Below are 25,504 nucleotides of genomic sequence, written 5' to 3'. Positions count from 1 at the left end.
GGCCCCCCCCCCCCCCCACGCCTGCTCGCAGCCGGGGCCGACGCTGCCCTGCCCGGCTATCCGGCTTCGTCTACGGGCGCGTCGTGGCTGGTCGCGCGGTTCCCCACGCCCTTTTGGGGCACGGCCGAAACGCACCGGGCCTCTGCGGGGAGTGCGTTCACCTGGGCTGCCGCTCGGTCCGCTTGGAGCAGGTCTGGTCGTTGACGGGCAGTTCGCCGGTGGCCAGGTACTGGTTGACCTTGTTGTCTACGCAGGTGTTCTCGTAGAGGCCGTAGATCGCGTGCCGGTTGGCGCCCTTGAGGGTGACCAGCTTGGAGCTCGGCAGCTGGCGGTGCAGGGCGACGGCGCCCTTGTGTGTGGTGCGCGGGTCGCCCGTGGCGGAGACGATCAGCGCCTTGGCGTCGTGCTTGATCCGGGTGGGCTGCTCGCGCGGCCGGTCCCAGAAGGCGCACGGGCCGATGTTGTTGGCCAGCGCGCCGAGGCGCGGGTAGGCGGCGCGGCTGCGCTGGATGTCCCGCCAGTAGACCTCCGGGTCGCGCGGGGCCGCCACGTCCCCGCAGATGACCGCGGACTGCACACTGCCGTGGTGCGACTGCTCGCCGGTCATGGCGAGCCGCAGGACCGCGGTGAACTGCGGCGAGAGCCGGGTCGGCTGCCCGGCCGCGGCCTTGTTCAGTACGGAGATCTGCTCGCCGAGGGCCGCCCGTGAGGTGTCGGTGTCGCTGTCGAGCCCGGCGAGGAGGATGAACGGGATCTGGGTGTCGTCGAGGCGGAAGCTCTCCGGGGCGGTGCCGACGGTCAGCGGGCCGCGCGAGGCTGCCTTGATGATGCGGTCGATGGTGGCGAGGACCTGGGCGCGGGTGCGGCCGAGGCCGTAGGTGCCGTTGCGGGCGGCGGCCCAGGTGGCCCAGGCGGCGAGCGCCTGCTCGTTCTCGCCGACGGCCTCCTTGAGCAGTCGGGGGCCGAACTTGCGGGGGTCGATGGCGCCGTCCAGGACCATGCGGTCGGTGCGGCCGGGGAACATCTGGGTGTAGACGGTGCCCAGGTAAGTGCCGTACGAGTAGCCGAAGTAGGAGATCTTCTTCTCGCCGAGCGCGCCGCGGATGACGTCCATGTCGCGGGCCGTATTGCGGGTGGTGACGTGCGGCAGCACGGAGCCGTTGGTGGCGCGGCACTTGGCGGCCAGGTCCTTCTGGAGGGCGACCTGGCGCTCGAAGCTCGCCCGACTGAGACCGGCCGAGAAGAGGTTGGTGCCGACGGGCAGGCCGCAGTCCAGCGGGGTGCTGCGGCCCACGAAGCGCGGGTCGAAGCCGACGATGTCGTAGCGCGGGCCGGTCTTCTTCATCCACGCGTGGAACTCCGGCGGGGACTCGAACGCGGTGCCGCCGGGACCACCGTTGTTGAGCAGGATCGAACCGATGCGGTGGCGGGTGTCGGTGGCCTTGAGCCGGGATATCGCGACGGTGATCGTACGGCCCCGAGGGGCGGCGTAGTCCAGGGGGACGGTGACGTCCGCGCACTGCACACCGGCCTTGTCCAGATCGCGGCCCACGGTGTCGTCCGCGTTCTTGGCGCAGTTCCCCCAGCCCAGGCGCTGGTCGTAGTAACGGTCGAGCCCGGAGGCGGATTTCGAGGTGGTGGGGGCCGCTGAGGCCGTGGCGGTGGGGACGGCGCCGAGGAGAGCGGCGAGGGTCAGGCCCACGGCGGAGGCGCGGCGCACGGCGGGGCTGGGGGTGGTCACGAAGTCTCCTGGGGGTGCTGGGTGTTGTGGTCGGCGGCGCCAGTCGTCTGTGCCGCGTCCGCCATGGACAGGGCAGCCGCCACCACGCCCGACGGGATAACCGGCACTGCTGCGGACCGGGCCGCTCGGTGTCCGTCAAGGGGTGATCTGTTCGCCGTGTTCCGTGTATGTCTCACACCGTCAGACGCTAAGCGGAACAGCCGCCCCCACTCACTACGGCTATCCCCCCAACCCCGGTAGGGCCACCCCCAGCAACGGCCCGTCCACGGACCTGCGTACAACCCCCAAGATCCACCTGGCCGGTGAGGCCGGCCGACGTCCGCTCGCGTTCACCATCACACCGAGCCGGCGGGGTGACGCCCCGCGAATCGGGCTCTCAGAGGATCGGCGGGCGGCCCAGGCGCGTCATTTTCCCTACCGTGCGCCATGTCATCGGCTTGCGCGGGCCGCAGGATGTCCGCACACCCTCGATGAAGCCCCGCCACCAGGCTTTCAGGCCGGTGAGGGACCGGATGCGCGCCAAGGTGAGGAGGATCCACACGCCGAGATAGACGGGGACCAAAAGGGCGGGAAGGCGGCGGCGGGCGAGCCAGACGCGGTTGCGCGCGGTGAAACGGTAGTAGACCGCATGGCGGGCCGGTGAGGTCTTGGGGTGCTGGAGGACGAGTGCGGGTTCGTACAGGATCGTCCAGCCCGCGTCGAGTGCGCGCCAGGCCAGGTCGGACTCCTCGTGTCCGAAGAAGAACGCGGCCGGCCACAGGCCGATCTGACGGAGCATGGGCATCGAGAAGGCATGTCCGCCACCGAGGAACGCGGTCACCGGGCCACGGCGCATCGGGTCGTCGGCCCGCAGGCGCGGGACCCAGCGCCGCTCGGTGTGGCCGCGTTCGTCAGCCACCCTGAATCCGACGATCCCCAGCTCCGGATCGTCGGCGAACAGCCGCTGGACCCTACGGAAGACGTCGTCGGCGATGAGCAGGCCGTCATCGTCCAGCTCGATGACGACATCGACCTCGCCCGCATCGCGCAACATCTTCAGACCGACGTTGCGGCCGCCGGGGCAGCCCAGGTTCTCCTCGAGCGGGATCTTGGTCACGTCCGCCGAAATGTCGGTGAGGGGTGTTGCGTTGCCCACGAGGACGACGCGCGTGGCGGGTGTGTCCTGTTTTTCCACCGAGGCGAGCAGGGCCTCCAGTTCTCGCGGGCGGGTGCCCATCGTCACGATGACGACTCCGAGGCGGGGCAATGGCATGACGGCGAACTCCAGCTATTGGCGAAGGTGCTGATGCTAGCCGCGCGTGAAGCCGCTGCCGGGTGTCACCGCCGGGCTGCGGTGTGACAAGCGCATGTGCGGCCGGATCGTGTCTCATTTCACGTACCGCTATGTGAACAGGGGTGTTCGTCGGGGGTGTGAGCGCTCTAGTGTGGCCGGTGCAGCTGGTTCGCCCTGTCCGCCAGGCAGGTGCGTCGTAAGAGGGAACCCGGTGGGAATCCGGGACTGCCCCGCAGCGGTGAGTGGGAACGAACGCCGTTATACGCACTGGATCCGGGCCGCGGATCCGGGAAGCGACGGCCAGTAGGTGTCCGCCGGAGGAATCCGGTCGGCGTGCTCACGAGTCCGAAGACCTGCCCGTTGCCCGTACGCGTCCATACGTGTGCGGACACTCCGGTGACCTCGAGGGCGGGTCGGCGTACATATCAGGCGAGCACGTGCGTCTTGCGCGCTTCGTGGTCCGGCCGGTGTGTCATTCCTTCGCGTTCTCCTCCCGTCGCCGGGGCTTGCAGAAGAACACATCCGCGAAGGAGAGTTCCGTGACAGCGAAGCCCGCAGCCGCGGCAGCACGGGCCACCGTGTACGGCTACCCCCGCCAGGGTCAGAACCGCGAACTGAAGAAGGCCATCGAGGGCTACTGGAAGGGCCGCGTCACCGCGGACGCCCTGCTGGAGACCGCGAAGGACCTGCGCCGTTCGAACTGGCAGCAGCTGGCCGAGGCCGGCGTCCACGAGGTGCCGACCGGTGACTTCTCGTACTACGACCACGTCCTGGACACCAGCGTCATGGTCGGAGCTGTCCCGGACCGGCACCGCGCCGCCGTCGAGGCCGACGCCCTGGACGGCTACTTCGCGATGGCGCGCGGCACGCAGGACGTGGCGCCGCTGGAGATGACCAAGTGGTTCGACACCAACTACCACTATCTCGTACCGGAGTTGGGGCCCGACACGGTCTTCGCCGCCAACTCCGCCAAGCAGGTCGGTGAGCTCAAGGAGGCGCTCGCGCTCGGCCTCACGCCGCGCCCGGTCCTCGTCGGCCCCATCACCTACCTCCTGCTGTCCAAGCCCGCTCCCGGCGTCGCCGCCGACTTCGATCCGCTGACCCTGCTCGACCGGCTCCTTCCCGTGTACGCGGAGGTGCTGTCCGACCTCCGTGCGGCCGGGGCCACTTGGGTGCAGCTGGACGAGCCCGCGCTGGTGCAGGACCGCACCGCGGCCGAGCTGAACGCCGCCGAGCGCGCCTACCGTGACCTCGGCGCCCTCACCGACCGCCCGCAGCTGCTGGTCGCCTCGTACTTCGACCGGCTCGGCGAGGCCCTGCCCGTCCTGGCCAAGGCCCCCGTCGACGGTCTGGCGCTGGACTTCACCGAGGCCGCCGCCGGCAACCTGGACGCGCTCGCCGCGGCCGGCGGCCTGCCCGGCAAGCGGCTGGTCGCCGGTGTCGTCAACGGCCGCAACATCTGGATCAACGACTTCGAGAAGTCGCTGGCCACCCTCGGCACGCTGCTGGGCCTGGCCGACCGGGTGGACGTGGCCGCCTCCTGCTCGCTGCTGCACGTTCCGCTCGACGCCACCGCCGAGCGCGACATCGACCCGCAGGTGCTGCGCTGGCTCGCCTTCGCCCGGCAGAAGACCACCGAGATCGTCACGCTCGCCCGCGGTCTCGCACAGGGCACCGACACCATCGCCGCCGAACTGGCCGCCAACCGCGCCGACCTGGCCTCCCGCGCCGGTTCCGCGATCACCCACGACCCCGCCGTGCGCGACCGCGCCGCCGCCGTCACCGACGCCGACGGCCGCCGTTCGGCCCCGTACGAGCAGCGGGCCGGCGCCCAGCGCGCCCACCTGGGCCTGCCGCTGCTGCCGACCACCACCATCGGCTCCTTCCCGCAGACCGCCGAGCTGCGCACCGCCCGGGCCGACCTGCGCGCGGGCCGCATCGACACGGCCGGGTACGAGGAGCGCATCAAGAACGAGATCCGTGAGGTTCTCGCCTTCCAGGAGAAGGCGGGCATCGATGTCCTCGTGCACGGCGAGCCCGAGCGCAACGACATGGTGCAGTACTTCGCCGAGCAGCTGACCGGCTACCTCGCCACGCAGCACGGCTGGGTCCAGTCGTACGGCACCCGCTATGTGCGCCCGCCGGTCCTCGCCGGTGACATCTCGCGGCCCGAGCCGATGACGGTGCGCTGGACGACGTACGCCCAGTCGCTCACCGACCGTCCGGTCAAGGGCATGCTGACCGGCCCGGTCACCATGCTCGCCTGGTCCTTCGTCCGCGACGACCAGCCGCTGGGCGACACCGCCCGCCAGGTCGCCCTCGCCCTGCGCGACGAGGTCAACGACCTTGAGGCGGCCGGGACTTCGGTCATCCAGGTGGACGAGCCCGCGCTGCGCGAGACGCTGCCGCTGCGGGCGGCCGACCACAGTGCCTACCTCGCCTGGGCCACCGAGGCGTTCCGCCTGACCACCAGTGGTGTGCAGGACCGGACCCAGATCCACACCCACATGTGCTACGCCGAGTTCGGCGACATCGTCCAGGGCATCGACGACCTCGACGCCGACGTCATCAGCCTGGAGGCCGCCCGCTCCCACATGCAGGTCGCCCGCGAGCTGGCCGCCCACGGCTATCCGCGCGAGGCCGGACCCGGTGTGTACGACATCCACTCCCCCCGCGTGCCGAGCGCCGAGGAGGCCTCCAGCCTGCTGCGCAAGGGCCTCGGCGCCATCCCGGCCGAGCGCCTGTGGGTCAACCCCGACTGCGGTCTGAAGACCCGCGGCTGGCCCGAGACCCGCGCCTCGCTGGAGAACCTCGTCGCCGCCGCGCGGACCGTCCGGGCGGAGCTCGCCTCGTCCTGAACCGGTGACGGCCGGGACGGGCTCGCCCGAGCCCGTCCCGGCCGTCACGTTTTTCCCTGGGCAGGGCAGCCTGCCGCGCACCGCCACCTCTCGTCCCGCAGCGTCCCCCGGATGCTCCGGCCGCCCGATGCCACAGATCCCGCGCCGTGTCAGCGGGGGCAATCAAGCCAACCCCTCAGGTCACTCTGTTGCCGCGGCAACGGCGCCTCTACGCTGATGTGCGCAGTCGGTTCGCGCCTTTTTCCGGGGCGCGTCGTAAGAGGGAACCCGGTGGGAATCCGGGACTGTCCCGCAGCGGTGAGTGGGAGCGAACGCCGTCAACGGCACTGGGCCCCGTCCAGGGGCGCGGGAAGCGACGGCCAGTAGATGTCGCCGGAAGGCCCGGCCGACGTGCCCACGAGTCCGAAGACCTGCCACTGTGCGCGTGCGGCGACGCATGCGCTGTTCACGGTGACCTCGAGGGCTGGGTCGGCGGTGCAGGCGGCGTGACGCGCGTACGGTCGCGGCCGCCTTCTCGCTCTGCGGTCATTCCTCGGGCCGGGTGCGGCGAGGAGGGCGTGTTCGTGACCGAGGCGTACCGCAGGAGCTGCCACCAGCCGCTCCCTACAAGGCTGTTGTGCGGTGGCCCATGCTGACCGGATCCGATGGTGCCTCGGCGCGGCCGGTCTCCGGTGTCTGCCACGGGACGCTGGGCGAGCTCTTCCAGGGCCCGCTGCGCCCTGTCGGCGATCCGGACATCGCGCTGGTCTCGTTCCCCGTGGACCGCCACTCCTGGGTGTATTTCACGCCCGGCGCCCATCCGGGCCATGAGCTGCCGCTCGGCGAGAAGGCGGCGACGGCCGTACGGCTCTTTTTGGGGCACTACGGGCTGACGCTGCCGCCGGGCCGCTGGAGCACCCACTCGGACCTGACCGTCGGGGTGGGGATGGCCAGTTCCACGGCGGACATCGTGGCGACGCTGCGCTGTCTGTTCCAGGTCTTCTCCCTGCCGTACGACGCCGACGCGGTCATCGGCATCCTCTCCGCGATAGAGCGGGCCGACAGCGTGTTCCTCGACGAGTTCGCGCTCTACCTGAGCGCCCGGCACCGTGTCGTACGGCGGCTGGGCGCCGGCATCGGCTTCCACACCGCCTTCGTCATGGAGCCGGGCACGGTGGACACCGCCGCGGTCACTCCCCTGCTGCAGCGGCACTACCGGCGCTGCGCGACGGAGTACGAGAAATGCCTGACGGACCTCCTCAAGGGCTTCGCCTCGGGGGACGCGGCCGCCGTGGCCAGGGCGGCCACCATCAGCGGCGTGCTGTCCCAGGAGGCGCTGCCCAAGCACACCTTCGAAGCCGTACTGGCCCACCGCGAGGAGTTCGGGGCGGACGGCCTCTTCGTCGCCCACACCGGCTCCGTCATCGGCTACCTCTTCGGACGCCGGCCCGCACCGTCCCTGAAGGGCGAACTGTCCGCCTTCTTCCACTCGCTCGGCCACCAGTGCTCCTTCGCCCACGGAGGCTACGTGTGACACACCCCCACATCGCCGACGCCCTCAAAACCCCCGACCTCGTCCGGCTCACGGACGGCATGGTCCTGCTGCGGTTCGAGTCGATGAAGATCTACTCGGCGCTCGCGGCCGTCCGCCGGCTCCTCGACCAAGGCACCATCCGCACCGGACAGACCCTGATCGACAGTTCCAGCGGCATCTACGCCTACGCCCTGGCACTGGCCTGCCACCGCTACGGCCTGCGGTGCCACATCGTGGCCTCGACCACCGTCGACACCACGACGCTAGCCCAGCTGGAGATCCTCGGCGCCACCGTCGAGCAGGTCGCACCGTCGCACAACCTCAAGCTCGACCAGGAGTTACGCGTGCGGCGGGTGCGGGAGATCCTCGCCGAGCGGCCCGGCGTCCACTGGATGCGCCAGTACCACGACGCCATCCACTACCTCGGCTACCGGGAGGTCGCGGACATCGTGTCCGCCGCGCTGCCGGACCACGCGCTGACCGTCGTCGGCGGGGTCGGGTCGGGTGCCTCCACCGGCGGGCTCACCGAGCACCTGCGGCGGCGCGATCCCGGCGTCCGGCTGGTCGGGGTGCAGCCGTTCGACAGCGTCACCTTCGGCAGCCAGGACCACCACGACCCGGAAGCGATCATCGCCGGGATCGGTTCCTCGATCGTCTTCGACAACGTCCGCCACCACCTGTACGACGCCATCCACTGGATGGACTTCACCCATGCCCTGTCCGGCGCCGTCGCCCTGCTGCGCGAGCACGCCGTCTTCGCCGGGCTGTCCACCGGCGCCGCCTACCTGACCGCCACGTACGAGACCCGCCGCCACCCCGACCGCCTCCACCTGGTCATCGGGGCGGACACCGGCCACCGCTACGTGGAGCGGGTGTTCGCCCGCCACCGGGAGGCGGCGGACCTCACCGCGCTCAAGCCGACCGAGGTCGCCGGCCCCGAGGACATGACCATGCCCTGGTCGACGATGGCGTGGAACCGCGCCCCCTGGCCGTCACACCGCAAGGAGGCCTCCGCATGACCGTCGTCTGCCTGGAATCACTCACCTTCGGGCTGGGGCACCTGTCGCGCGCCGCCGCCCGGCTGGGCGTGCCGCTGCGGCTGCTGACCCGCGATCCCGCCTACTACGCCTACGAGTTGGAGCAGCTGCCTGCGGGAGCCGTCGAGGTGGTGGAGACCGACACCTTCGACACGGAGCGGGTGGCTGCGCTGCTCGGCCGGACCGCGGATCTGCGGGGGCTGATCAGCTCCACCGACACCTGGATGCTGGTCGGCGCGGATCTCACCGCCCGCTTCGGCCTGCCCGGCCTCGATCCGGCGGTGCTGCGGCTGACGAGGGACAAGGCCGCCGTACGGGACCAGCTCTTCGCAGCCGGGCTGACCCGGGCGCGGGCCGCCGAGGCGGACACCGGCGACGCGGAAGCGGCCACGGTGCTGATCAAGAGCGTGGGTCTGCCGGCGATCCTCAAGGACAGCGCGGGCACGGGGAGTCAGAACGTCTGGCTGGTCCGGGACGAGCAGGAGGTGACAGCGGCGCTGGCCGAGGCCGCGGGGCGGCAGCTGAAGGGCCGCCTGTTCGCCGAGCCGTACTTCCCGGGTCCCGTGTACAGCGCGGAGACCCTCACCTGGGCCGGGCGCACGCGGCTGCTGGGGGTCTCCAGCCGGCTGATGTCGCCCGAGCCGCACTTCCGGGAACAGATCACCGCGTTCCCCGTCGCCTTCCCCGAGCAGCAGCGGGCCGACCTGGAGCGGTGGCTCGACCGCGTACTCGCCGCCATCGGCTACACCGACCGGTTCGCCCATGTGGAATTCGCCCTGACCACAGCGGGCCCGGAAGTGGTGGAGATCAATCCGCGGATCGGCGGCGCGCTCGTCGCCGAGGGCATGTGCCGGGGCCTGGGCGTCAACGTCTACGAGGCGATGATCGAGGCGGCGCTCGGCATCCGCCCCCGGCTCATGGACGCCCGGCTGCCCGGCGGCCCGGCGTCGGCCTTCGTCCTCGGCTACCCCGAGCGGCCCGGGGTGTTCACCGGCGTCAGCGGACTCGACCGGCTGCCGGAGATGCCGGGGTCCCCCGCCTGGTATCCGGTCAAGCGGATCGGCGACCTCATCGAGCACCTGGACGACAGCCGCGGCTACGCGGGGATCGTCTACGCGGAGGGCGAGACGGCCGAACTGGCCACCCACCGCGCCGTCGCCGCCGCCAATGCCGTACGGGTCCTGACCGCGCCGTTCCCCGCAGCGGAAGCGGCGGAGCACCGGACCTCGGATGGCTGAACACGCCGGAGGCGGCGTGGGGTTGCGCTCCGCGCTGTCCACCCTGACCGGGCCGCTGCGCTTCCTGCTGCTCAGCTCCTTCCTGATCCCGCTCGGCAGCTTCATGGTCCTGCCGTTCATGTCGGTCTTCCTGTACGAGCGGCTGGGGATGGGGCTCGGGGCGGTCGGGGTGGTGCTGGCCGCGGCGTCCCTCGTGCAGTTCTCGGGCGGGGTCCTGGGCGGCGCGCTCGCCGAGCGGGTGGGGCTGCGGCGCACGATGGTGTGGGCGCTGGTGGTACGTACGGCGGGTTTCGCGGCGTTCCTGGCGGCGCTGCGGTGGCCGCCGGTGGCCGTGGCGGCGCTGATCCTCACCTGCTGCGGCGCCGCGCTGTACCTGCCGGCCAACAAGGCGTACCTGGTGCACGGGGTGGACGAGGAGCGCAGGCCGGCGTTCTTGTCCGCGGGCAACGCGGCGCTCAACGCGGGGATGGCCGTGGGCCCGCTCATCGCCGGACCGTTCGTGCTGTCCTCCCCCGGTCCGCTGTTCCTCGTCGTGACGGCGCTGTTCGCCGTCGTCGCCGTGGGGCATGCTCGGCTGCCGGAAGGGGAACGGCCCCGTACCGTACGAGCGCCCGGCCGGGGGCTGCTGAGCGGGGTGGCCGTCCTGCCCTTCGTCGCCAACGGGCTGGCGTTCTACCTCTACTTCCACTTCCAGCACTACCTGGCGGTGTACGCCGTGCAGCGGGCCTCCAGCGCGTTCTACAGCCTGGTGCTGCTGACCTGCTTCGTCCTGGTCATCGTCGTCCAGCCGCTCGCCTCGGACGCGATCCGGCGGATGAGCTACCCCCTGGCCCTGGTGGCCGGGTTCGCGGGACTGGCCGGCGGGATGGCGGTCCTGGCGTGCGGCACGCGGGCCGCGCTGCTGGCGGGCGGGGTCCTGATCACGCTGGGCGACATCGTGCTCTTCCTCAAGAACGATCTGGAGGCGCTGCGCCGCAGCCCCCGCTCCGACGCCGTGGTCTTCGGACAGCAGCGGCTCGCCGCGGGGCTCGGCGCCTGTGCCAGCGGCGTGCTGGGCGGGCAGCTGTACGGCTTCGGCGAACGCGCCGGTCACACGGGCTGGTTCTGGCTCCTCGCCGCGGCCCAGTGCGTCCTGCTGCCGCCCCTCCTGCTCACCCTGCGCCGCGCCGGCTCCGCGGCGCCCCCTGTCCACGACGACCACCGCACGGAAGGAACACCGGCTCCCGATGACGCACACGGGCGGATTCCAGGACGATGACTTCTGGACCGAGTTCTCCGACTTCCTCTTCTCCGACCAGCGCTACTCCCAGGCGGAGGAGCTGCTCGAAAGCTCTGATCTGCTGTCCTTCCCGCCCGGGGCCCGGGTGCTGGATCTGTGCTGCGGGCCGGGGGTGTTCACCGTTCCGCTCGCCCGCCGGGGCTTCGATGTGACGGGGGTGGACCGCAGCCCGGCCATGCTGGACCGCGCCCGCAAGCGCTCGGCCGAGGCCGGTGTGTCACCCCGGTACGTGCGGGCGGACATGCGGGAGTACGCGCAGGCCGAGGCCTTCGACGTCGTCCTCAACATGTTCACCTCCTTCGGCTACTTCGAGGACCCCGCCGACAACGCCCGCGCGCTGCGCACGATGCACAGCTGCCTGGCGCCCGGCGGCACCCTGCTCCTGGACATGGCCGGAAAGGAACTGCTGGCCCGCAAGGTCACCCCGCCCAAGGTCGTCCAGCGCGGCGCGGACCTGCTGGTGCAGACCGACACGGTGCTGGACGACTGGGCGCGGCTGCGCAGCGACTGGGTGCTCGTGCGGGGTGATCGCGTGACCCGCGCGAGTCTGGTCTGGTTCGTCTACAGCGCCGTGGAATTGCGGCAGTTGGCCCAGGAGGCGGGCTTCGGGGGCATCGAGATCCTCGGCGGTTTCGACGGCCGTCCCTACGATCACGACGCCGAGCGGCTGGTGCTGCGGGCCGTCCGCGAGGCGTGAGGCGATCAGGGGCGCGTGGCCGGTCACCGCGCGCCCTTTGCCCCGGGCCCGACCAACCGTAATATCGCCTGGTCATCACCGCGACGGGAGACAGGAAGCCGGTGCGATTCCGGCACGGTCCCGCCACTGTGACCGGGGAGTTCAGCCCTTTGAGACGCCACTGCGCGCCGCGCGGGAAGGCCAGGGGGAACGTCGATCCGGGAGTCAGGACACTGGCCTGTCGCGGGCCCGTTCCGAGGAGCGCGGACTCCGCAGGAGGCTCTACGTGTACGACGGCACGCCCCGTCCCCTCATCTCTTCCCCCGCCGCCCGGCGCCGCCGGGCCCGGTGCGCCGCGGCACTGGCCGCCGCCCTGTCCGCCGCTCTGCTGGCCGGCTGCGGCACAGCGAAGGACGGCACCAACAGCGCGAAACCCGCGGCCTCTTCGGCCGAGGGTTTCCCGCTCACCATCGACAACTGCGGCACGCGCACCACGTACAAGAAGCCGCCCTCCCGGGTGGTCACCATCCACCAGCACCCCGCCGAGCTGATGCTGGCGCTCGGACTGAAGGACCGGATGATCGGCACCGCCTTCCCCGACTCGGCCGTACTGCCGCAATTCCAGAGGGACTTCGCGGCCATTCCGCAGCTGGCGAAGAAGGAGCCGTCCTTCGAGCGGGTCCTCGACGCCGAGCCGGACTTCGTCTACGGCGGCTACGAGAGCGCGTTCGCCGAAAACGAGGGCCGCTCGCGCAAATCCTTCGCCAAAGCCGGTATCGACACCTATCTCAACCGCGAGTACTGCGGGAAGAAGCAGGTGTCCATGCAGGACACCTACGAGGAGATCCGCACCATCGGCACCCTCTTCGGCGTACGGGAGCGGGCCGACAAGCTGGTCGCCGACCTCAAGGGGCGGGTGAGCAGGTCCACCGCGGCGGTCGAGGGCGACCGCGCCGTACCGGTCTTCGTGTACGACAGCGGCGACAAGGCGGCGTTCACCGCGGGCGGCAAGAGCCTCGGCACCGAGATCATCAAACTCGCCGGCGGGCGGAACGTGTTCACCGACCTCGACGAGGTGTTCGGCGACGTCTCCTGGGAGCAGGTCGTCGACCGTAAGCCCGAGGTCATCGCGATCTATGACTACGCGGGGGCCGGGAGCGTCGAGCAGAAGAAGAAGTTCCTGCTCGCGCAGCCCTCGCTCGCCGACGTACCCGCGGTGAGGAACAAGCGGTTCGTCGTGCTGCCGCTGACCGCCACCCTCGTCGGAGTGCGGCCTCCGTACGCGGTCGAGGAGCTGGCCCGCGCGCTGCACCCGGAGAGCTTCCGGTGACGGCCCCCGCCCGGACGGCCGTGCCCACCCCCGCGGGCTTACGCGGCCACCATGTCGGAAAGCAGCCGCGCCGCGGGTCCTTCCCCCTCACCCTCGTGGTCCTCGGCGTCCTGCTGCTGATCTCCGCCACGGCGGGGATGGCCATCGGATCGGTGCACGTGCCGCCCGGTCAGGTGTGGGGCATCGTCACCCACGCGCTGGGCGCGGACTGGTCGGAGCCGGTCTGGTCCCGGGCGCGCGAGACGATCGTGCTGGACGTACGGGCTCCGCGGGTGCTCCTCGGTGCGGTGACCGGCGCCGGGCTCGCGGTGATCGGCACCGCCATGCAGGCGCTGGTCCGCAACCCGCTGGCGGAGCCGTATCTGCTGGGGGTCTCCTCGGGCGCGTCCCTGGGAGCCGTCACGGTGATCGTCTTCGGTGTGAGCCTGTTCGGCCCGGTGTCACTGTCGGCCGCGGCCTTCGCCGGAGCGCTGCTGACCCTGCTGCTCGTCTACGCGACGGCCCGTACCGGCGGGCGCATCACCTCGGTGCGGCTGGTGCTGTCGGGGGTGGCGATGGCGGCGGTGCTCACGGCGGTGATGGACATGCTGCTGCTGACCGCCGACCGCGGCAACGAGGCCCGGGCGGTCCTGGCCTGGACCCTGGGCGGCCTCGGCGGCGTGCAGTGGGGCACGCTGTGGCTGCCGGGAGCGGCGCTGCTGCTGGGCATCGCCGTGCTGCTGGTCCAGGCCCGATCGCTCAACCTGCTGCTGGCGGGCGAGGAATCCGCCACGACGATGGGGCTGGACGTGGCCCGGTTCCGGGCGCGGATGTTCGTCCTGCTCTCGCTCGTCACCGGCGTCCTGGTGGCCGCGGCCGGGCCGATCGGCTTCGTCGGGCTGATGCTGCCGCACATCGTGCGCCTGTTCGTGGGCGGTGACCACCGCCGGGTGCTGCCCGCGGCCGCGCTGGCCGGAGCGGTGTTCCTGATCTGGGCCGATATCGCGGCGCGGACGGTGGCCGCGCCCATGGAGATCCCCGTCGGCGTGCTGACCGCGCTGTGCGGCGGGCCGTTCTTCCTGTGGCTGATGCGCCGGGACGCCCGCCGCACCGTGGACCGAGGAGTGGCATGAGCGCGACCGAACTGGCCGTCGAGAGCATCACGCTCACCGCCGGGGCACACCATCTGGTGCGCGACGTCTCGCTGACCGCCGGGCCGGGTGAGGTGGTCGGGCTGGTCGGGCCCAACGGCAGCGGCAAGTCCAGCCTGCTGCGCGCCGTCTACCGCGTCCTGCGGCCCGACGCGGGACGCGTCCGCGTGGACGGCAGGGACGCCTGGTCGCTGCCGGTGCGGCGGCTGGCCCGTACCGTGGCCGCCGTGGTGCAGGAGTCGGGCGCGGAGTTCGACCTGACCGTGCGGGAGGTCGTCGCGATGGGCCGCACTCCGCACAAGCGGCTGCTCGACGGCGACAGCGCCGAGGACGCCGCGCTCGTGGTCTGGGCCCTGGAGTCGGTGGACGCGGCCGCGCTGGCGGACCGCCCCTTCGACCGGCTCTCCGGCGGCGAGCGCCAGCGGGTGCTCATCGCCCGCGCCCTGGCCCAGCAGCCCTCCCTGCTGGTCCTCGACGAGCCGACCAACCACCTGGACATTCGGCACCAGTTGGAGGTGCTGGGCATCATGCGCCGGCTGCCCGCCACGGTGCTGGTGGCGCTGCACGACCTGAACCTCGCCGCGTACTACTGCGACCGCCTCTACGTCCTGTCCGAGGGGGCGGTGACGGCCTCGGGGCCGCCTGCCGAGGTGCTGACCGAGGAGCTGCTGGCCGAGGTGTACGGCGTCACGGCCGAGGTCAGCGTCCATGCGCGTACGGGCGCGCCGCAGGTGTCGTTCCTGCCCGGGGAGCCCGCCGCCCGCCCGGCCGTGGCGGTACCGGATCACTCCGGCTCTTGAGCGTGCGGGGCGGTCACGGGCGGCTCGGCCGGGCGGGACCGCCCTCCGTCATGGCCGGAGAGCACCACGGCCAGCAGCCCGAGGACCGCGGCAGCGGCCAGCGCCCGGCCTGCGGCCCGCACCGTCCAGCGCAGCGGGGCGGCCCCGGCGTGCCGGCCGGGCGCCCCCAGGCGCTCGGCCCGCCGCGCGGGGCGCACCAGCCGCAGCAGGAGCAGCACCGCGACGGGCAGTTGCAGCAGCCACAGGGCGGTACGCGGCCACTCGTCGTACCAGACGTTGGTGCCGTACAGCAGCGTGTGCCAGACGCTCAGCACATACACGACGATGACGAAGCGGTGCAGCCGGCGCCAGGTCTTCGGGCCGATGCGGTGCCGGACGTAGAAGAGCAGGCCGAGGGGGACGGCGAGATACAGGGCGCCCTGCCCGATGGGGATGGCCACCTGGCCGGTCCCCGAGTCGTACCAGCCCGGTACGAACGAGTCCGCGACCCCCGCCCACAGCCGCTCCGCCCACGCCAACCCGGCCTCGTAGCGCACGAGTTCGGCCGCGAACATCAGCGCGTGCGCGAACATCAGCGCCATCGTCGTCAGGCTCGTCGTGCGGTGCCAGCGCTCCAGCACGGCACGGGACACCGGCAGCCGGTCGGGCCTGGGGCCCGACAGCAGCAGCCCGAAGATGACGGTCCCCCACGCCCACAGCAGGCCGGACCAGCCGAATGCCTGGCTGAGCAGATACATCCAGTACGTGCCGGGGTCGTTCATGAAGGGCATGACCGCGACCGTCGCGGACGCGCCGGAACGCATCCGCAGATACAGGAAGACGAACACGGCCGCGGTGACGACCACCGCCGCACCGGCGTCGGGCAGGACCGCCCTGAGGTCGGCACGCAGCGAAAGGCGACCGACCGGGCGCTCCTCCCGCACCGGCGCCGGCGACACCCCGTCGCGGCCTGTCGTTTCCGGCTGCATGCCTGGCCCTTCGGGCAGTGGTCACCAGTACGTCGCACGTGCCGTACAAGTGTGGCTGAAGAGACGGGCGTTGCAGAGGATCTATCCGGCCAGAGCGGCCGGCCTGCCGGTGCAGGTACCGCTGCGCCAGGTGTGGGAGGGGGCCTGACTCAAGGGGCCCGTTACTTGTCCAGGCGCATCAGCAGATGGCCCCGGCGGAACCGTTCCTCCTCGCCCGGTTCGCGCAGCATCCGGCCGATTTCCACGAACCCGGCTTCGTGGGCGAGGGCCGCGAGGTCGTCGATCGGCCACCGGTAGGCCGTCGTCACCTTGTGATCGAACGGCGTGACCGGCTCGCCCTCCGACTCGAAGAAGGCGAGCGCGAGGTGGCCGCCGGGTGCGAGTACCCGGCGGAACTCGGTGAAGTACGCGGGCACGTTCCGCGGTGGTGTGTGAATGACCGAGTACCAGGACACGATGCCGTTCAGCTCGTCGTCGGCCAGGTCCAGGGCGTCCATGGAACCGACCTCGAACCTCAGGTCCGGGTACGTCTCGCGGGCGAGATCGATCATCACCGGCGACAGGTCGATGCCGAAGACGTCCAGCCCTCGGTCCCGCAGGTGCGCGGTCAAGTATCCAGGGCCGCATCCCAGCTCGGCGACCGGTCCGCCTTCGGCGCTCAGCACAAGATCGGAGAACGCCGCGAGCACCGCACGGTCCAGCGGAAGGGCGTCGAGCGAATCGCGGGCGAAATCGGCATAGACGGTGGCGATGGCATCGTAGGCGTCGGCTGTCGCAGAGAGGTAGGAAGAGGTGTCGGTCACGAGCGAGAAATCTAGTCCGTGCCTCTCGCGCCGCCGACCGGCCCCCTCGGGCAGGGGCGCTGGACGCGGCATGCTATCCGGCCATCAGCGCCGGCAGCCACGACATCGCCGCACCGGCGGTGCAGTGGCCCTGCGGAGCACAGCCCGACCAGTCACGGACCCTGCAGAAACAGAGCAACAACACCTACACCCTCGTCACGTCAACAGCGGAAAGTGCCTGGCCGTCTACAGAACGAGCTCCGCCGACCACGCCGAAGCGGTGCAATGGACCTGCACCGCCATCAAGGACCAGCTCTGGCGCATCAAACCCCCACCCGCTGCGCAGTGAGCAACGCCCCGGACGTTCTCCGTCGAGGAAGAGCGGTTTGCATGCGATCCGCTCCAGCGCGCCCGGGACGTTGGCGCAGCGCACGCCGTGAGCCGCCCGCGACACCGCCGTCGGCCGAGCCCGGCGGCGTCCGGGCCCGGACGCCGGGGCCCGGACCCGTGCACCACGCCGGCCCAGCCGCCTCGGCCCTACGCCCTACGGCCGCCCTCCGGTGGCTCCCCACCGGCGGGACGGTCGGCCGGAGGTGCCCCACGACCACCCGCCGTCCCCGTGGCGTCCCGGCCTTCAGCGGGGGTGGCTTCCGTGCCGCCACGCCCCATCGCCCCGACCGCCGTATCGAGCCGGTCGGCCCACTGCCGCAGCTGCGGGGACGCCTGCCCCAGTACGCCCCCGAGGCCGCCCGGTGCCGTACCGGTGCGGGGTGTGCCCGCCTCCGCCGAGGACGTTGGGCCGTCGCCCTGCCTGCCGGCGAGCACGGCCGAGGCCAGCTTGGTGATCCAGGCCTTGTTCTTCAGTACGCCGCCCATGGCCGTGGCTCCTGTTCTGCGAGGTGGTTGCCCGTTCTTGCGGGTACTTCCAGGCTGCCGGGCCGTACAGGGGCCGACGAGGTATGTTCCGGTGACGTGATGGTCGAAAAGGGACATCCCGCACCGTCGGCGCAGATCGTCGACGTCGAGTACCGCAATCCGCACTGCCCTGCCCTGGGCATCGACATCGACTCCCTGGCCGATGCGCGCCGCCGCTCCGCACCGCAGCTGCGCGCCCTGCCGCAGCGTCTGGACTTCCACCTCCTGGTCCTGGTCACGGCAGGCCGCGGCACGCATATGGTCGATTTCGTCGATCACGACTGCGAGCCCGGCACGCTGCTGTGGATCCGTCCGGGACAGGTGCACCGGTACGCGCCCGAGCCGGGCCTGGAGGCGCGGATGGTCCTGTTCACCCCCGACTTTCCGCCGCCCCTGCGCATCCAGGCGCTGCTCGACGACCCCTTCGGCCCCGCCCACTGGAAGCTCGCCCCCGCCGTGGCCCACGAGCTGTCCGCCCATGTCGATCTGCTCCTCAGCGCACACGACCAGCACGAGGCCGGGCCCCGTGAGCCCGCCGCCGACCTGCTGCGTCACCAGCTGGCCGCGCTACTGCTGCGGATCTCGCTGCTGCCCGAGCCGGAGGGCGAGCTGACGCCCGCGGGGCCCGGTGAGCTGTTCTCGCGCTTCCGTACGGAACTGGAGGCGTCGTTCGGCCAGGAGCGTTCCGTCACCGCGTACGCCGCCCGGCTCGCCACGACGCCCAAGACGCTCACACGCGCCTCTTTGGAAGCGACCGGGCAGTCCGCGAAGGCCGTGATCGACGCGCGCGTCGCGCTGGAGGCCAAGCGCCTGCTGGCGCACACCGATCTGACGGCCGCCACCGTCGGCCGTCGTCTCGGTTTCAGCGAAGCCGCCAACTTCGCCAAGTTCTTCGCCCGGACCGCCGGTCAGTCGCCGGGCGACTTCCGCGCGGGGCTGGGCGTGGCGCGCGGCCGGTAGCCCAGCAGCCGCAGTGCGTTGGCCACGACGATCAGCGTGGAGCCTTCGTGGACCAGTACGGCGGGGCCGATGCCCAGGCCGAGCAGGGTGGCGGGGATGAGGACGGCGACGATGCCCAGGCTGAGATACAGGTTCTGCTTGATGATGCGGGAGGCCTTGCGGCTCAGCCCGGTGGCCAGCGGGATCCGGTCGAGCCGATCGGACATCAGGGCGATGTCGGCGGTCTCCAGGGCGACGGCGGAGCCGGCCGCGCCCATCGCGATGCCGACGCCGGCGTTCGCCATCGCCGGGGCGTCGTTGACGCCGTCGCCGACCATGGCGACCTTGCCCCTACCGGCGCCGAGGTCGGTCACCGCTCGCACCTTGTCCTGCGGCAGCAGCTGCCCGCGCGCCTCGTCCACGCCCACCTGCCGTCCGACGGCGGTGGCCACGGCCTGGTTGTCGCCGGAGAGCAGTACGGTGCGCCGGATGCCGAGGGCGCGCAGCTCGGCGACGACCAGGGCGGCGTCGGGGCGCGGGGTGTCCATGACGCCGAGCGCGCCGAGGTAGCGTCCGCCGCGCCGTACGACCATGACGGTCCGGCCGTCTTCCTCCAAAATGCGTACGGTGTCCAGGAGTTGGCGCTCCGGCGCCGGGCCCGCCAGCTCCTCGAAGAGGGCGGCGCTGCCGACCCACACCGGCTCCTCGCCGATCCGGGCCGCCAGCCCCCGCCCGACCAGCGCGTGCAGCTCCCGGGCCTCCGCAACGGCAGCGCCTTCCCCGTCATCGAGGCGGGCCGTCGCATCCCGTACCACCGCCAGCGCCAGCGGGTGGTCGCTGAGGCGCTCCACCGCCACCGCCGTGGCCAGCAGCTCCCGCTCCGTGGCGCCGGGCGCGGGGACGACATCGGTCAGCCGCGGGCGCCCCTGGGTGAGGGTGCCGGTCTTGTCGAACGCGAACGCGGTGAGCCGGCCCAGGTTCTCCAGCGGGCCGCCGCCCTTGACCAGGACCCCGCTGCGGGCGGCACGGGCGACCGCGCTGAGCACGGCAGCGGGTGTCGCGATCGCCAAGGCGCACGGGCTGGCCGCGACCAGCACCGCCATCGCCCGGTAGAAGGTCGCCGAGAACGGCTCGTCGATCACCGGCCCGGCCAGCAGCAGCACCGCCACCAGGACCAGCACACCGGGCACGAAGAACCGCTGGAAGCGCGCCGTGAAGGCCTGGGTGGGCGACTGCTGCGACTCGGCGCCGCGCACCAACTCCACCACCCGGGCTAGGGTGTTGTCGGCGGCGCGGCTGGTCACGGTCACCTCCAGCGCACCCGCGCCGTTGACCGTGCCCGCGAAGACCCGGCTGTCGTCACCCACGGTGCGCGGGTTGCGCAGCGCGGCGACCGGGTCGTCGACGGGCCGCTTGTCCACGGGCACGCTCTCGCCGGTGACCGGCGCCTGATCGACATCGCTGACGCCCTCGCGTACGAAACCGTCGGCGGGAAAGCGCGTGTGCGGCTTGACCAGCACCGTGTCGCCCACGGTCAGCGCCTCGACCGGCACCTCCACGCGCTCGCCGTCGCGCAGCAGCAGGGCGGTCTTCGGGGTGAGCGAGGCCAGCGCCTCGATCGAGCGGCGGGCGCGCCCCATCGCGTACGACTCCAGCGCATGCCCGACGCTGAAGAGGAACAGCAGGACCGCGCCCTCCTCCCACTTGCCCAGCGACGCCGCACCCGCGGCGGCCACCAGCATCAGAAAGTCGACCTCGAAGCGCCGGGCGCGCACGGAGCCGATCGCCTCGCGCAGGGTGAAGAACCCGCCGAAGAAGTACGTGGCGATGAAGAACCCGAGCGCGAGCGCACGGGGCCCGGTTGAGGACAGGCTCAGCGCCAGGCCGGTGAAGAAGGTGACGGTGGCCAGCCCGGCGAAGACCAACTCACCGCGCCCGCCGAGGAGTCCTTCGGGGTGCTCACCGGACTCAGGGGGAGCGGCGGGACGCCGTCGCACGGCGGGTCTTGTCGGCGTGGAGAGCATGACGGACTCCTCGGACGTACGGGAAGGACAGCAGGAGGATCAGGCGCGATGCGCACGCCCTCGCGGCTGCTTGGCGTTCATGCCTTCATGCTCTCCGGCGGGCCTGCACCGAACGAGGTCGATAACGGAGCCGCACCTGTCGAAAATGGACACCGGCGCTGCGAGGGAAAGATTCCGCCCGCCCGGCGGGCCATGACAAATGCACCGTTTCCTATGATGTTCCTGCCCGCACGGCCTGCCACTGTGCCGTGCCTCTCGACAGAACAGGAACCCCGTGACGTCTCCCGCCCTGCGCCCGCTGTCCGCTGCCACCTGGGCCTGGGTCCAGGACCGCACCGACCGTACGCAATGGGGGTTCAGCAACAGCGGTCTGGTCGCCTCCGAGGGCCAGGCGCTGCTCGTGGACACGCAGTTCACCTTGGGCGCCACGCGCAAGCTGTTGGACGCGGTGGCCGCCGCGCTTCCCGGCACGGTGATCGAAACGGTGGTCAGCACGCACCAGAACGGCGACCACACCTGGGGACACCAGCTCGTGGACGGTGCGGACATCATCACCTCGGCCGCTTCCGCCGAGCACCAGTGCATGGAGATGAGCCCCGAGCAGCTGACCGCGCTCTCCCGCTCGGCGGCGGCCGACGCGGTCACCTCGTACGTGGTGGAGCACTTCGGCCGCTTCGACTTCTCCGGTGTGCAGGTGGTGGCGCCCACGCGGACCTTCACCGGCCGCGAGGAGGTCACGGTCGGCTCGGTGGCGGTGGAGCTGATCGATCTCGGTCCCGGTCACAGCGCGGGGGATGTCGCGGTCCATGTCCCCGGCGACGGCACCGTGTTCGCCGGGGACTGCCTCTTCGACGGCGGCCACATGATCGTGTGGTCCGGGTCGCTGGCCCAGTGCATACGGTCCGTCGACACGCTGCTGGACACCGGCGCGCACACCTTCGTGCCCGGCCACGGCGACATCATGGACCGCGACGGCGTGCACGCCTTCCGCACCTACCTGGTCCAGATCGCCGAGGCGGCGCAGGCCCACGCCACGGCCGATGTGCCGCTGGAGCACGCCGCCCAGCGCGTACACGCCGAGTTCGCCGGTGAACTGGCCCACCCCGAGCGGCTGTTCACCGCTGTTGCGGGCGCGTACGCGGATGCGGGAGTGCCGTCCGCGCCGAGCAGCACGATGGAACTCGTGAGCGGCATGGCCTCACTCGCCGCCCTCCGGACTCCCCGCTCCTGATCGACTCGGCATCGCACGCTCCTCGCAAGACTCCCGTCCTCGTCTGGGACCGCCAGCAGCCGCCCGGCAGAATCTGCGCGTCCTCCAGCTGCCACGACGTCTTCATCACCCAGGGCAGCGGCCCGGAGCGCCGCTACTGCTCGCGCCGCTGCGCAACCCGCGAGCGGGTCGCCGCCCACCGGCGCTCACGCTCGGCCGGACATCCGGTCTCCTGAACCCGCCGTCGTCGGCGGACAGCACGCGGGGCGAGTCCTCTGCGATACGAGAACTCGCCCCGCGGTGGCCGCCAGGGCCTCGGTCACTTGCCGACGTACTGCGCGAGATGCTCGCCGGTGAGGGTGGAGCGGGCGACAACGAGGTCGGCGGGGGTGCCCTCGAAGACGACCTTGCCGCCGTCGTGGCCGGCGCCGGGGCCGAGGTCGATGATCCAGTCGGCGTGTGCCATGACTGCCGGGTGGTGCTCGACGACGACCACCGACTTGCCGGAGTCGACGAGCTGGTCGAGCAGACCGAGCAGCTGCTCGACGTCGGCGAGGTGAAGACCGGTGGTCGGCTCGTCGAGGACGTACAGGCCGCCCTTCTCCGCCATGTGCGTGGCGAGTTTGAGCCGCTGCCGCTCGCCGCCGGACAGCGTGGTCAGCGGCTGGCCGAGGCTGAGATAGCCGAGCCCGACGGCGCAGAGCCGGGTGAGGATCTTGTGTGCGGCGGGCGTGCGCGCCTCGCCGTCGGCGAAGAACTCCTCGGCCTCCTCCACCGACATCGCGAGCACCTCGCTGATGTCGCGCCCGCCCAAGCGGTACTCCAGGACCGACGCCTGGAACCGCTTGCCCTCGCAGTCCTCGCACTGCGTGGCGACACCGGCCATCATCGCCAGGTCGGTGTAGATGACGCCGGCGCCGTTACAAGTGGGGCACGCGCCCTCGGAGTTGGCGCTGAACAGCGCCGGCTTGACGCCGTTGGCCTTCGCGAACGCCTTGCGGACCGGTTCGAGCAGTCCGGTGTACGTCGCCGGGTTGCTGCGCCGCGAGCCGCGGATCGGGCTCTGGTCGACCGAGACCACTCCCGCATCGGCCGGGACCGATCCGTGCACCAGCGAACTCTTGCCGGATCCGGCGACCCCGGTGACCACGGTCAGCACCCCGAGCGGGATGTCGACGTCCACGTCCTGCAGGTTGTGCGCCGCCGCGCCGCGGATCTCCAGGGCGCCGGCGGGCTTGCGCACGGACTCCTTGACGGCCGCCCGGTCGTCCAGATGGCGGCCGGTGACGCTGTCGCCGGACCGCAGCCCCTCCACGGTGCCCTCGAAACAGACGGTGCCGCCCGCCGTACCGGCGCCCGGGCCGAGGTCGACGACATGGTCGGCGATCGCGATGGTCTGCGGCTTGTGCTCCACCACGAGCACCGTGTTGCCCTTGTCCCGCAGCCGTAGCAGCAGGTCGTTCATCCGCTGGATGTCGTGCGGGTGCAGGCCCGTGGTGGGCTCGTCGAAGACGTACGTGACATCGGTGAGCGCGGAGCCGAGGTGGCGGACCATCTTGACGCGCTGCGCCTCGCCGCCCGAGAGCGTGCCCGACGGGCGGTCGAGCGCGAGGTAGCCGAGGCCGATCTCCACGAACGAGTCGAGGGTCTGCTGCAGTGCGGTGAGCAGCGGAGCCACCGACGGCTCCTTGAGTCCGCGGACCCACTCGGCCAGGTCGCGGATCTCCATCGCGCAGGCGTCGGCGATGCTGATCTTCTTGATCTTCGAGGACCTGGCGCCCTCACTGAGCCGGCTGCCGTCGCATTCGGGGCAGGTGGTGAAGGTGACCGCGCGCTCCACGAACGCCCGGATGTGCGGCTGCATCGCCTCCTTGTCCTTGGACAGGAACGACTTCTGGATCTTGGGGATCAGCCCCTCGTAGGTGAGGTTGACGCCGTTGACCTTCACCTTGGTCGGCTCGCGGTAGAGGAAGTCCTGCATCTCCTTCTTGGTGAACTTGCGGATCGGCTTGTTCGGGTCGAGGAAGCCCGACTCGGCGTAGATCCCCACGGTCCAGACGTTGTCCGACTTCCAGCCGGGGATGGTGAACGCGCCTTCGGCGATCGACTTGGAGTCGTCGTAGAGCTGGGTGAGGTCGATGTCGGAGACCTTGCCCCGGCCCTCGCAGCGCGTGCACATGCCGCCGGTGCGCTCGTAGGTCGCCTTCACCGCCTTCTTCGTACCGACGGTGATCGCACCGCTGCCCCGGACCGAGGCGGTGTTGAAGGAGAACGCGCTGGGCGGACCGATGTGCGGCTTGCCGAGCCGGCTGAAGAGGATGCGCAGCATCGCGTGGGCGTCGGTGGCGGTGCCGACGGTGGAGCGCGGGTCGGAGCCCATCCGCTGCTGGTCGACGGTGATCACGGTGGTGAGGCCGTCGAGTACGTCGACCTCCGGCCGCGCCAGGTTCGGCATGAAGCCCTGCACGAAGGCGCTGTAGGTCTCGTTGATCAGGCGCTGCGACTCGGCGGCGATCGTGTCGAACACCAGGGAGCTCTTGCCTGAACCGGAGACTCCCGTGAACACCGTCAGGCGCCGCTTGGGAATCTCGATGTCGACGTCCTTGAGGTTGTTCTCGCGTGCGCCGTGCACGCGGATCAGGTCGTGGCTGTCAGCAGCGTGCGGCGCAGGCGAGTGCGTGGAATTCCTCTTGGCCGTACTCATGGTGTCTCCATCTGTTCCGCGGAGCCGCCCGCGCGGCCTCCGTCGACGTCGCCTGGCCGATCTAATCAGTTTCGAACAGTGCGCAGTTCTGGTTCTCGTTCTTCTACGTCCACTTCATCCGCTTCGCCCGCACGCTCGCGGCAAAGATCCGCGGCCTACGCGATCGGCGCGCGTAGGCCGCTTCGGACCGTGCGGAACCGGAGCTCACTGCCCGCGGGGCTGGTTGAAGCGCAGCATGTTGCCCGAGGGGTCGCGGAAGGCGCAGTCGCGGACGCCGTACGGCTGGTCGACCGGCTCCTGCAGCACCTCGCCGCCCGCGGCCCGGATGCGCTCGAAGGTCGCGTCGACGTCGTCGGTCTGGAAGATGACGCCGCGCAGCAGGCCCTTGGCAAGGAGTTCCGCCATGACCTGCCGGTCGGCGGGCGAGGCGTTCGGGTCGGCGAGGGGCGGTTCGAGGACGATGTTCACGTCGGGCTGCGACGGCGGGCCGACGGTCACCCAGCGCATCCCCTCGAAACTGACGTCGTTGCGCACTTCCAGCCCGAGAGCGTCCCGGTAGAAGGCGAGCGCCTTGTCGTGGTCGTCGACGGCGATGAAGCAACTTGAAAGCTTGATGTCCATGCGTTCCACGCTATGGGCGGGCCTCGGGTTTCGCTTCTCCATTCCTGACCGGTCGCGTATAGACCTTGGCGACGCAGGCCGGGATGGCGGCGCCCTCGTCGTGGCTGCGGGCCCGGTACGCGCTCGGGCTCTCCCCCACCAGCTCGGTGAACCGCGAGCTGAACGATCCCAGCGACGTACAGCCCACCGCGAAGCAGACCTCCGTCACCGTCAGGTCCCCCCGCCGCAGCAGCGCCTTGGCCCGCTCGATCCGCCGCGTCATCAGGTAGCTGTACGGCGTCTCCCCGTACGCGGCGCGAAAGCTGCGCGAGAAATGCCCCGGCGACATCAGCGCAGCCCGCGCCAGCGCAGGCACATCGAGCGGCTCCGCATACTCCCGATCCATCAGGTCCCGGGCCCGCCGCAACCGAACAAGATCCTCCAACGACGTCACCCCACCACGATCCCACAGCCCCGGCCGGCACCG

The 25,504-nt window shown here is 71.3% G+C and carries 21 protein-coding genes, 1 pseudogene and 3 riboswitches; of the genes and pseudogenes, 13 read left to right on the top strand and 9 right to left on the bottom strand.

Annotated features, from left to right (window positions below; all coding sequences use genetic code 11):
• Positions 1 to 157: 157 nt before the first annotated feature.
• Positions 158 to 1,741: an alpha/beta hydrolase gene (locus AC4IJH_RS35165; RefSeq protein WP_490856025.1), complete on the bottom strand. Its 1,584-nt coding sequence runs from the start codon at positions 1,739 to 1,741 to the stop codon at positions 158 to 160.
• A 376-nt stretch (positions 1,742 to 2,117) separates the two neighbouring features.
• Positions 2,118 to 2,993: a glycosyltransferase family 2 protein gene (locus AC4IJH_RS35160; protein ID WP_490856024.1), complete on the bottom strand. Its 876-nt coding sequence runs from the start codon at positions 2,991 to 2,993 to the stop codon at positions 2,118 to 2,120.
• Positions 2,994 to 3,162: 169 nt separating this feature from the next.
• Positions 3,163 to 3,389: riboswitch (cobalamin riboswitch) on the top strand.
• A 164-nt stretch (positions 3,390 to 3,553) separates the two neighbouring features.
• Between AC4IJH_RS35160 and metE the strand changes: the two genes are divergently transcribed.
• The 9 genes from metE to AC4IJH_RS35115 all read left to right on the top strand — a co-directional run bounded on the left by metE (position 3,554) and on the right by AC4IJH_RS35115 (position 14,875).
• A complete protein-coding gene (metE, locus tag AC4IJH_RS35155; protein ID WP_490856023.1) occupies positions 3,554 to 5,872 on the top strand; it encodes a 5-methyltetrahydropteroyltriglutamate--homocysteine S-methyltransferase in 2,319 nt (772 codons plus the stop codon).
• Positions 5,873 to 6,082: 210 nt separating this feature from the next.
• A riboswitch (cobalamin riboswitch) is annotated at positions 6,083 to 6,303 on the top strand.
• 197 nt (positions 6,304 to 6,500) lie between these two features.
• The gene (locus AC4IJH_RS35150) at positions 6,501 to 7,385 is read left to right on the top strand and encodes a GHMP family kinase ATP-binding protein (RefSeq protein WP_490856022.1); all 885 of its coding nucleotides are present in this window, start codon (positions 6,501 to 6,503) and stop codon (positions 7,383 to 7,385) included.
• Positions 7,382 to 8,404 carry a cysteine synthase family protein gene (locus tag AC4IJH_RS35145; RefSeq protein WP_490856021.1) on the top strand — a complete coding sequence of 341 codons (1,023 nt, stop codon included), beginning with the start codon at positions 7,382 to 7,384 and terminating at the stop codon, positions 8,402 to 8,404. The genes AC4IJH_RS35150 and AC4IJH_RS35145 overlap by 4 nt, the downstream gene beginning before the upstream one ends.
• Positions 8,401 to 9,660: an ATP-grasp domain-containing protein gene (locus AC4IJH_RS35140; protein WP_490856020.1), complete on the top strand. Its 1,260-nt coding sequence runs from the start codon at positions 8,401 to 8,403 to the stop codon at positions 9,658 to 9,660. Before AC4IJH_RS35145 ends, AC4IJH_RS35140 begins: the two co-directional genes overlap by 4 nt.
• Entirely contained in the window at positions 9,653 to 10,918 is a 1,266-nt protein-coding gene (locus tag AC4IJH_RS35135; RefSeq protein WP_490856019.1) for an MFS transporter, read from the top strand. Before AC4IJH_RS35140 ends, AC4IJH_RS35135 begins: the two co-directional genes overlap by 8 nt.
• Positions 10,887 to 11,636 carry a class I SAM-dependent methyltransferase gene (locus tag AC4IJH_RS35130; RefSeq protein ID WP_490856018.1) on the top strand — a complete coding sequence of 250 codons (750 nt, stop codon included), beginning with the start codon at positions 10,887 to 10,889 and terminating at the stop codon, positions 11,634 to 11,636. Before AC4IJH_RS35135 ends, AC4IJH_RS35130 begins: the two co-directional genes overlap by 32 nt.
• 52 nt (positions 11,637 to 11,688) lie before the next feature.
• Positions 11,689 to 11,871: riboswitch (cobalamin riboswitch) on the top strand.
• Between the two features lie 30 nt (positions 11,872 to 11,901).
• On the top strand, positions 11,902 to 12,945 hold the full coding sequence (locus AC4IJH_RS35125) for an ABC transporter substrate-binding protein (RefSeq protein ID WP_490856017.1): 1,044 nt from the start codon (positions 11,902 to 11,904) through the stop codon (positions 12,943 to 12,945).
• A gap of 20 nt (positions 12,946 to 12,965) precedes the next feature.
• Complete coding sequence (locus AC4IJH_RS35120) at positions 12,966 to 14,057, top strand: FecCD family ABC transporter permease (RefSeq protein ID WP_490856028.1); 1,092 nt, start codon at positions 12,966 to 12,968, stop codon at positions 14,055 to 14,057.
• A complete protein-coding gene (locus AC4IJH_RS35115) occupies positions 14,054 to 14,875 on the top strand; it encodes an ABC transporter ATP-binding protein (protein ID WP_490856016.1) in 822 nt (273 codons plus the stop codon). The genes AC4IJH_RS35120 and AC4IJH_RS35115 overlap by 4 nt, the downstream gene beginning before the upstream one ends.
• Here AC4IJH_RS35115 and AC4IJH_RS35110 read toward each other — a convergent pair.
• Complete coding sequence (locus AC4IJH_RS35110) at positions 14,860 to 15,843, bottom strand: ferric reductase-like transmembrane domain-containing protein (protein ID WP_490856015.1); 984 nt, start codon at positions 15,841 to 15,843, stop codon at positions 14,860 to 14,862. The genes AC4IJH_RS35115 and AC4IJH_RS35110 overlap by 16 nt on opposite strands.
• Positions 15,844 to 16,004: 161 nt before the next feature.
• Positions 16,005 to 16,646, bottom strand: a complete 642-nt coding sequence (locus AC4IJH_RS35105; protein WP_490856014.1) for a class I SAM-dependent DNA methyltransferase — start codon at positions 16,644 to 16,646, stop codon at positions 16,005 to 16,007.
• Positions 16,647 to 16,716: 70 nt separating this feature from the next.
• On the opposite strand from AC4IJH_RS35105, the gene AC4IJH_RS35100 reads away from it, so the two are divergent.
• On the top strand, positions 16,717 to 16,974 hold the full coding sequence (locus tag AC4IJH_RS35100) for an RICIN domain-containing protein (protein WP_490856013.1): 258 nt from the start codon (positions 16,717 to 16,719) through the stop codon (positions 16,972 to 16,974).
• Between the two features lie 188 nt (positions 16,975 to 17,162).
• Here AC4IJH_RS35100 and AC4IJH_RS35095 read toward each other — a convergent pair whose 3' ends face one another.
• A complete protein-coding gene (locus AC4IJH_RS35095; protein WP_490856012.1) occupies positions 17,163 to 17,501 on the bottom strand; it encodes a hypothetical protein in 339 nt (112 codons plus the stop codon).
• A 99-nt stretch (positions 17,502 to 17,600) separates the two neighbouring features.
• Here AC4IJH_RS35095 and AC4IJH_RS35090 point away from each other — a divergent pair, with 99 nt between their 5' ends.
• On the top strand, positions 17,601 to 18,500 hold the full coding sequence (locus AC4IJH_RS35090) for a helix-turn-helix domain-containing protein (protein ID WP_490856027.1): 900 nt from the start codon (positions 17,601 to 17,603) through the stop codon (positions 18,498 to 18,500).
• Here AC4IJH_RS35090 and AC4IJH_RS35085 read toward each other — a convergent pair.
• The gene (locus tag AC4IJH_RS35085) at positions 18,449 to 20,503 is read right to left on the bottom strand and encodes a heavy metal translocating P-type ATPase (protein ID WP_490856011.1); all 2,055 of its coding nucleotides are present in this window, start codon (positions 20,501 to 20,503) and stop codon (positions 18,449 to 18,451) included. The genes AC4IJH_RS35090 and AC4IJH_RS35085 overlap by 52 nt on opposite strands.
• A 274-nt stretch (positions 20,504 to 20,777) precedes the next feature.
• Here AC4IJH_RS35085 and AC4IJH_RS35080 point away from each other — a divergent pair, with 274 nt between their 5' ends.
• Together AC4IJH_RS35080 and AC4IJH_RS35075 are read left to right on the top strand one after the other, a co-directional pair.
• Positions 20,778 to 21,734, top strand: a complete 957-nt coding sequence (locus AC4IJH_RS35080) for an MBL fold metallo-hydrolase (RefSeq protein ID WP_490856010.1) — start codon at positions 20,778 to 20,780, stop codon at positions 21,732 to 21,734.
• 35 nt (positions 21,735 to 21,769) lie between these two features.
• Positions 21,770 to 21,949: pseudogene (locus AC4IJH_RS35075) on the top strand (CGNR zinc finger domain-containing protein); the annotation flags it as partial.
• Positions 21,950 to 22,032: 83 nt separating this feature from the next.
• On the opposite strand, the gene AC4IJH_RS35070 reads toward AC4IJH_RS35075, so the two are convergent.
• The 3 genes from AC4IJH_RS35070 to AC4IJH_RS35060 form a co-directional block, all read right to left on the bottom strand.
• Positions 22,033 to 24,417 carry an ATP-binding cassette domain-containing protein gene (locus tag AC4IJH_RS35070; RefSeq protein WP_490856009.1) on the bottom strand — a complete coding sequence of 795 codons (2,385 nt, stop codon included), beginning with the start codon at positions 24,415 to 24,417 and terminating at the stop codon, positions 22,033 to 22,035.
• 204 nt (positions 24,418 to 24,621) lie between these two features.
• Entirely contained in the window at positions 24,622 to 25,038 is a 417-nt protein-coding gene (locus AC4IJH_RS35065) for a VOC family protein (RefSeq protein ID WP_490856008.1), read from the bottom strand.
• Positions 25,039 to 25,048: 10 nt separating this feature from the next.
• Complete coding sequence (locus AC4IJH_RS35060; protein ID WP_490856026.1) at positions 25,049 to 25,423, bottom strand: helix-turn-helix transcriptional regulator; 375 nt, start codon at positions 25,421 to 25,423, stop codon at positions 25,049 to 25,051.
• Positions 25,424 to 25,504 lie beyond the last annotated feature (81 nt).

This window comes from Streptomyces sp. UF-297, assembly GCF_058245575.1.
This window is presented reverse-complemented; position numbering and strand designations above follow the sequence as displayed.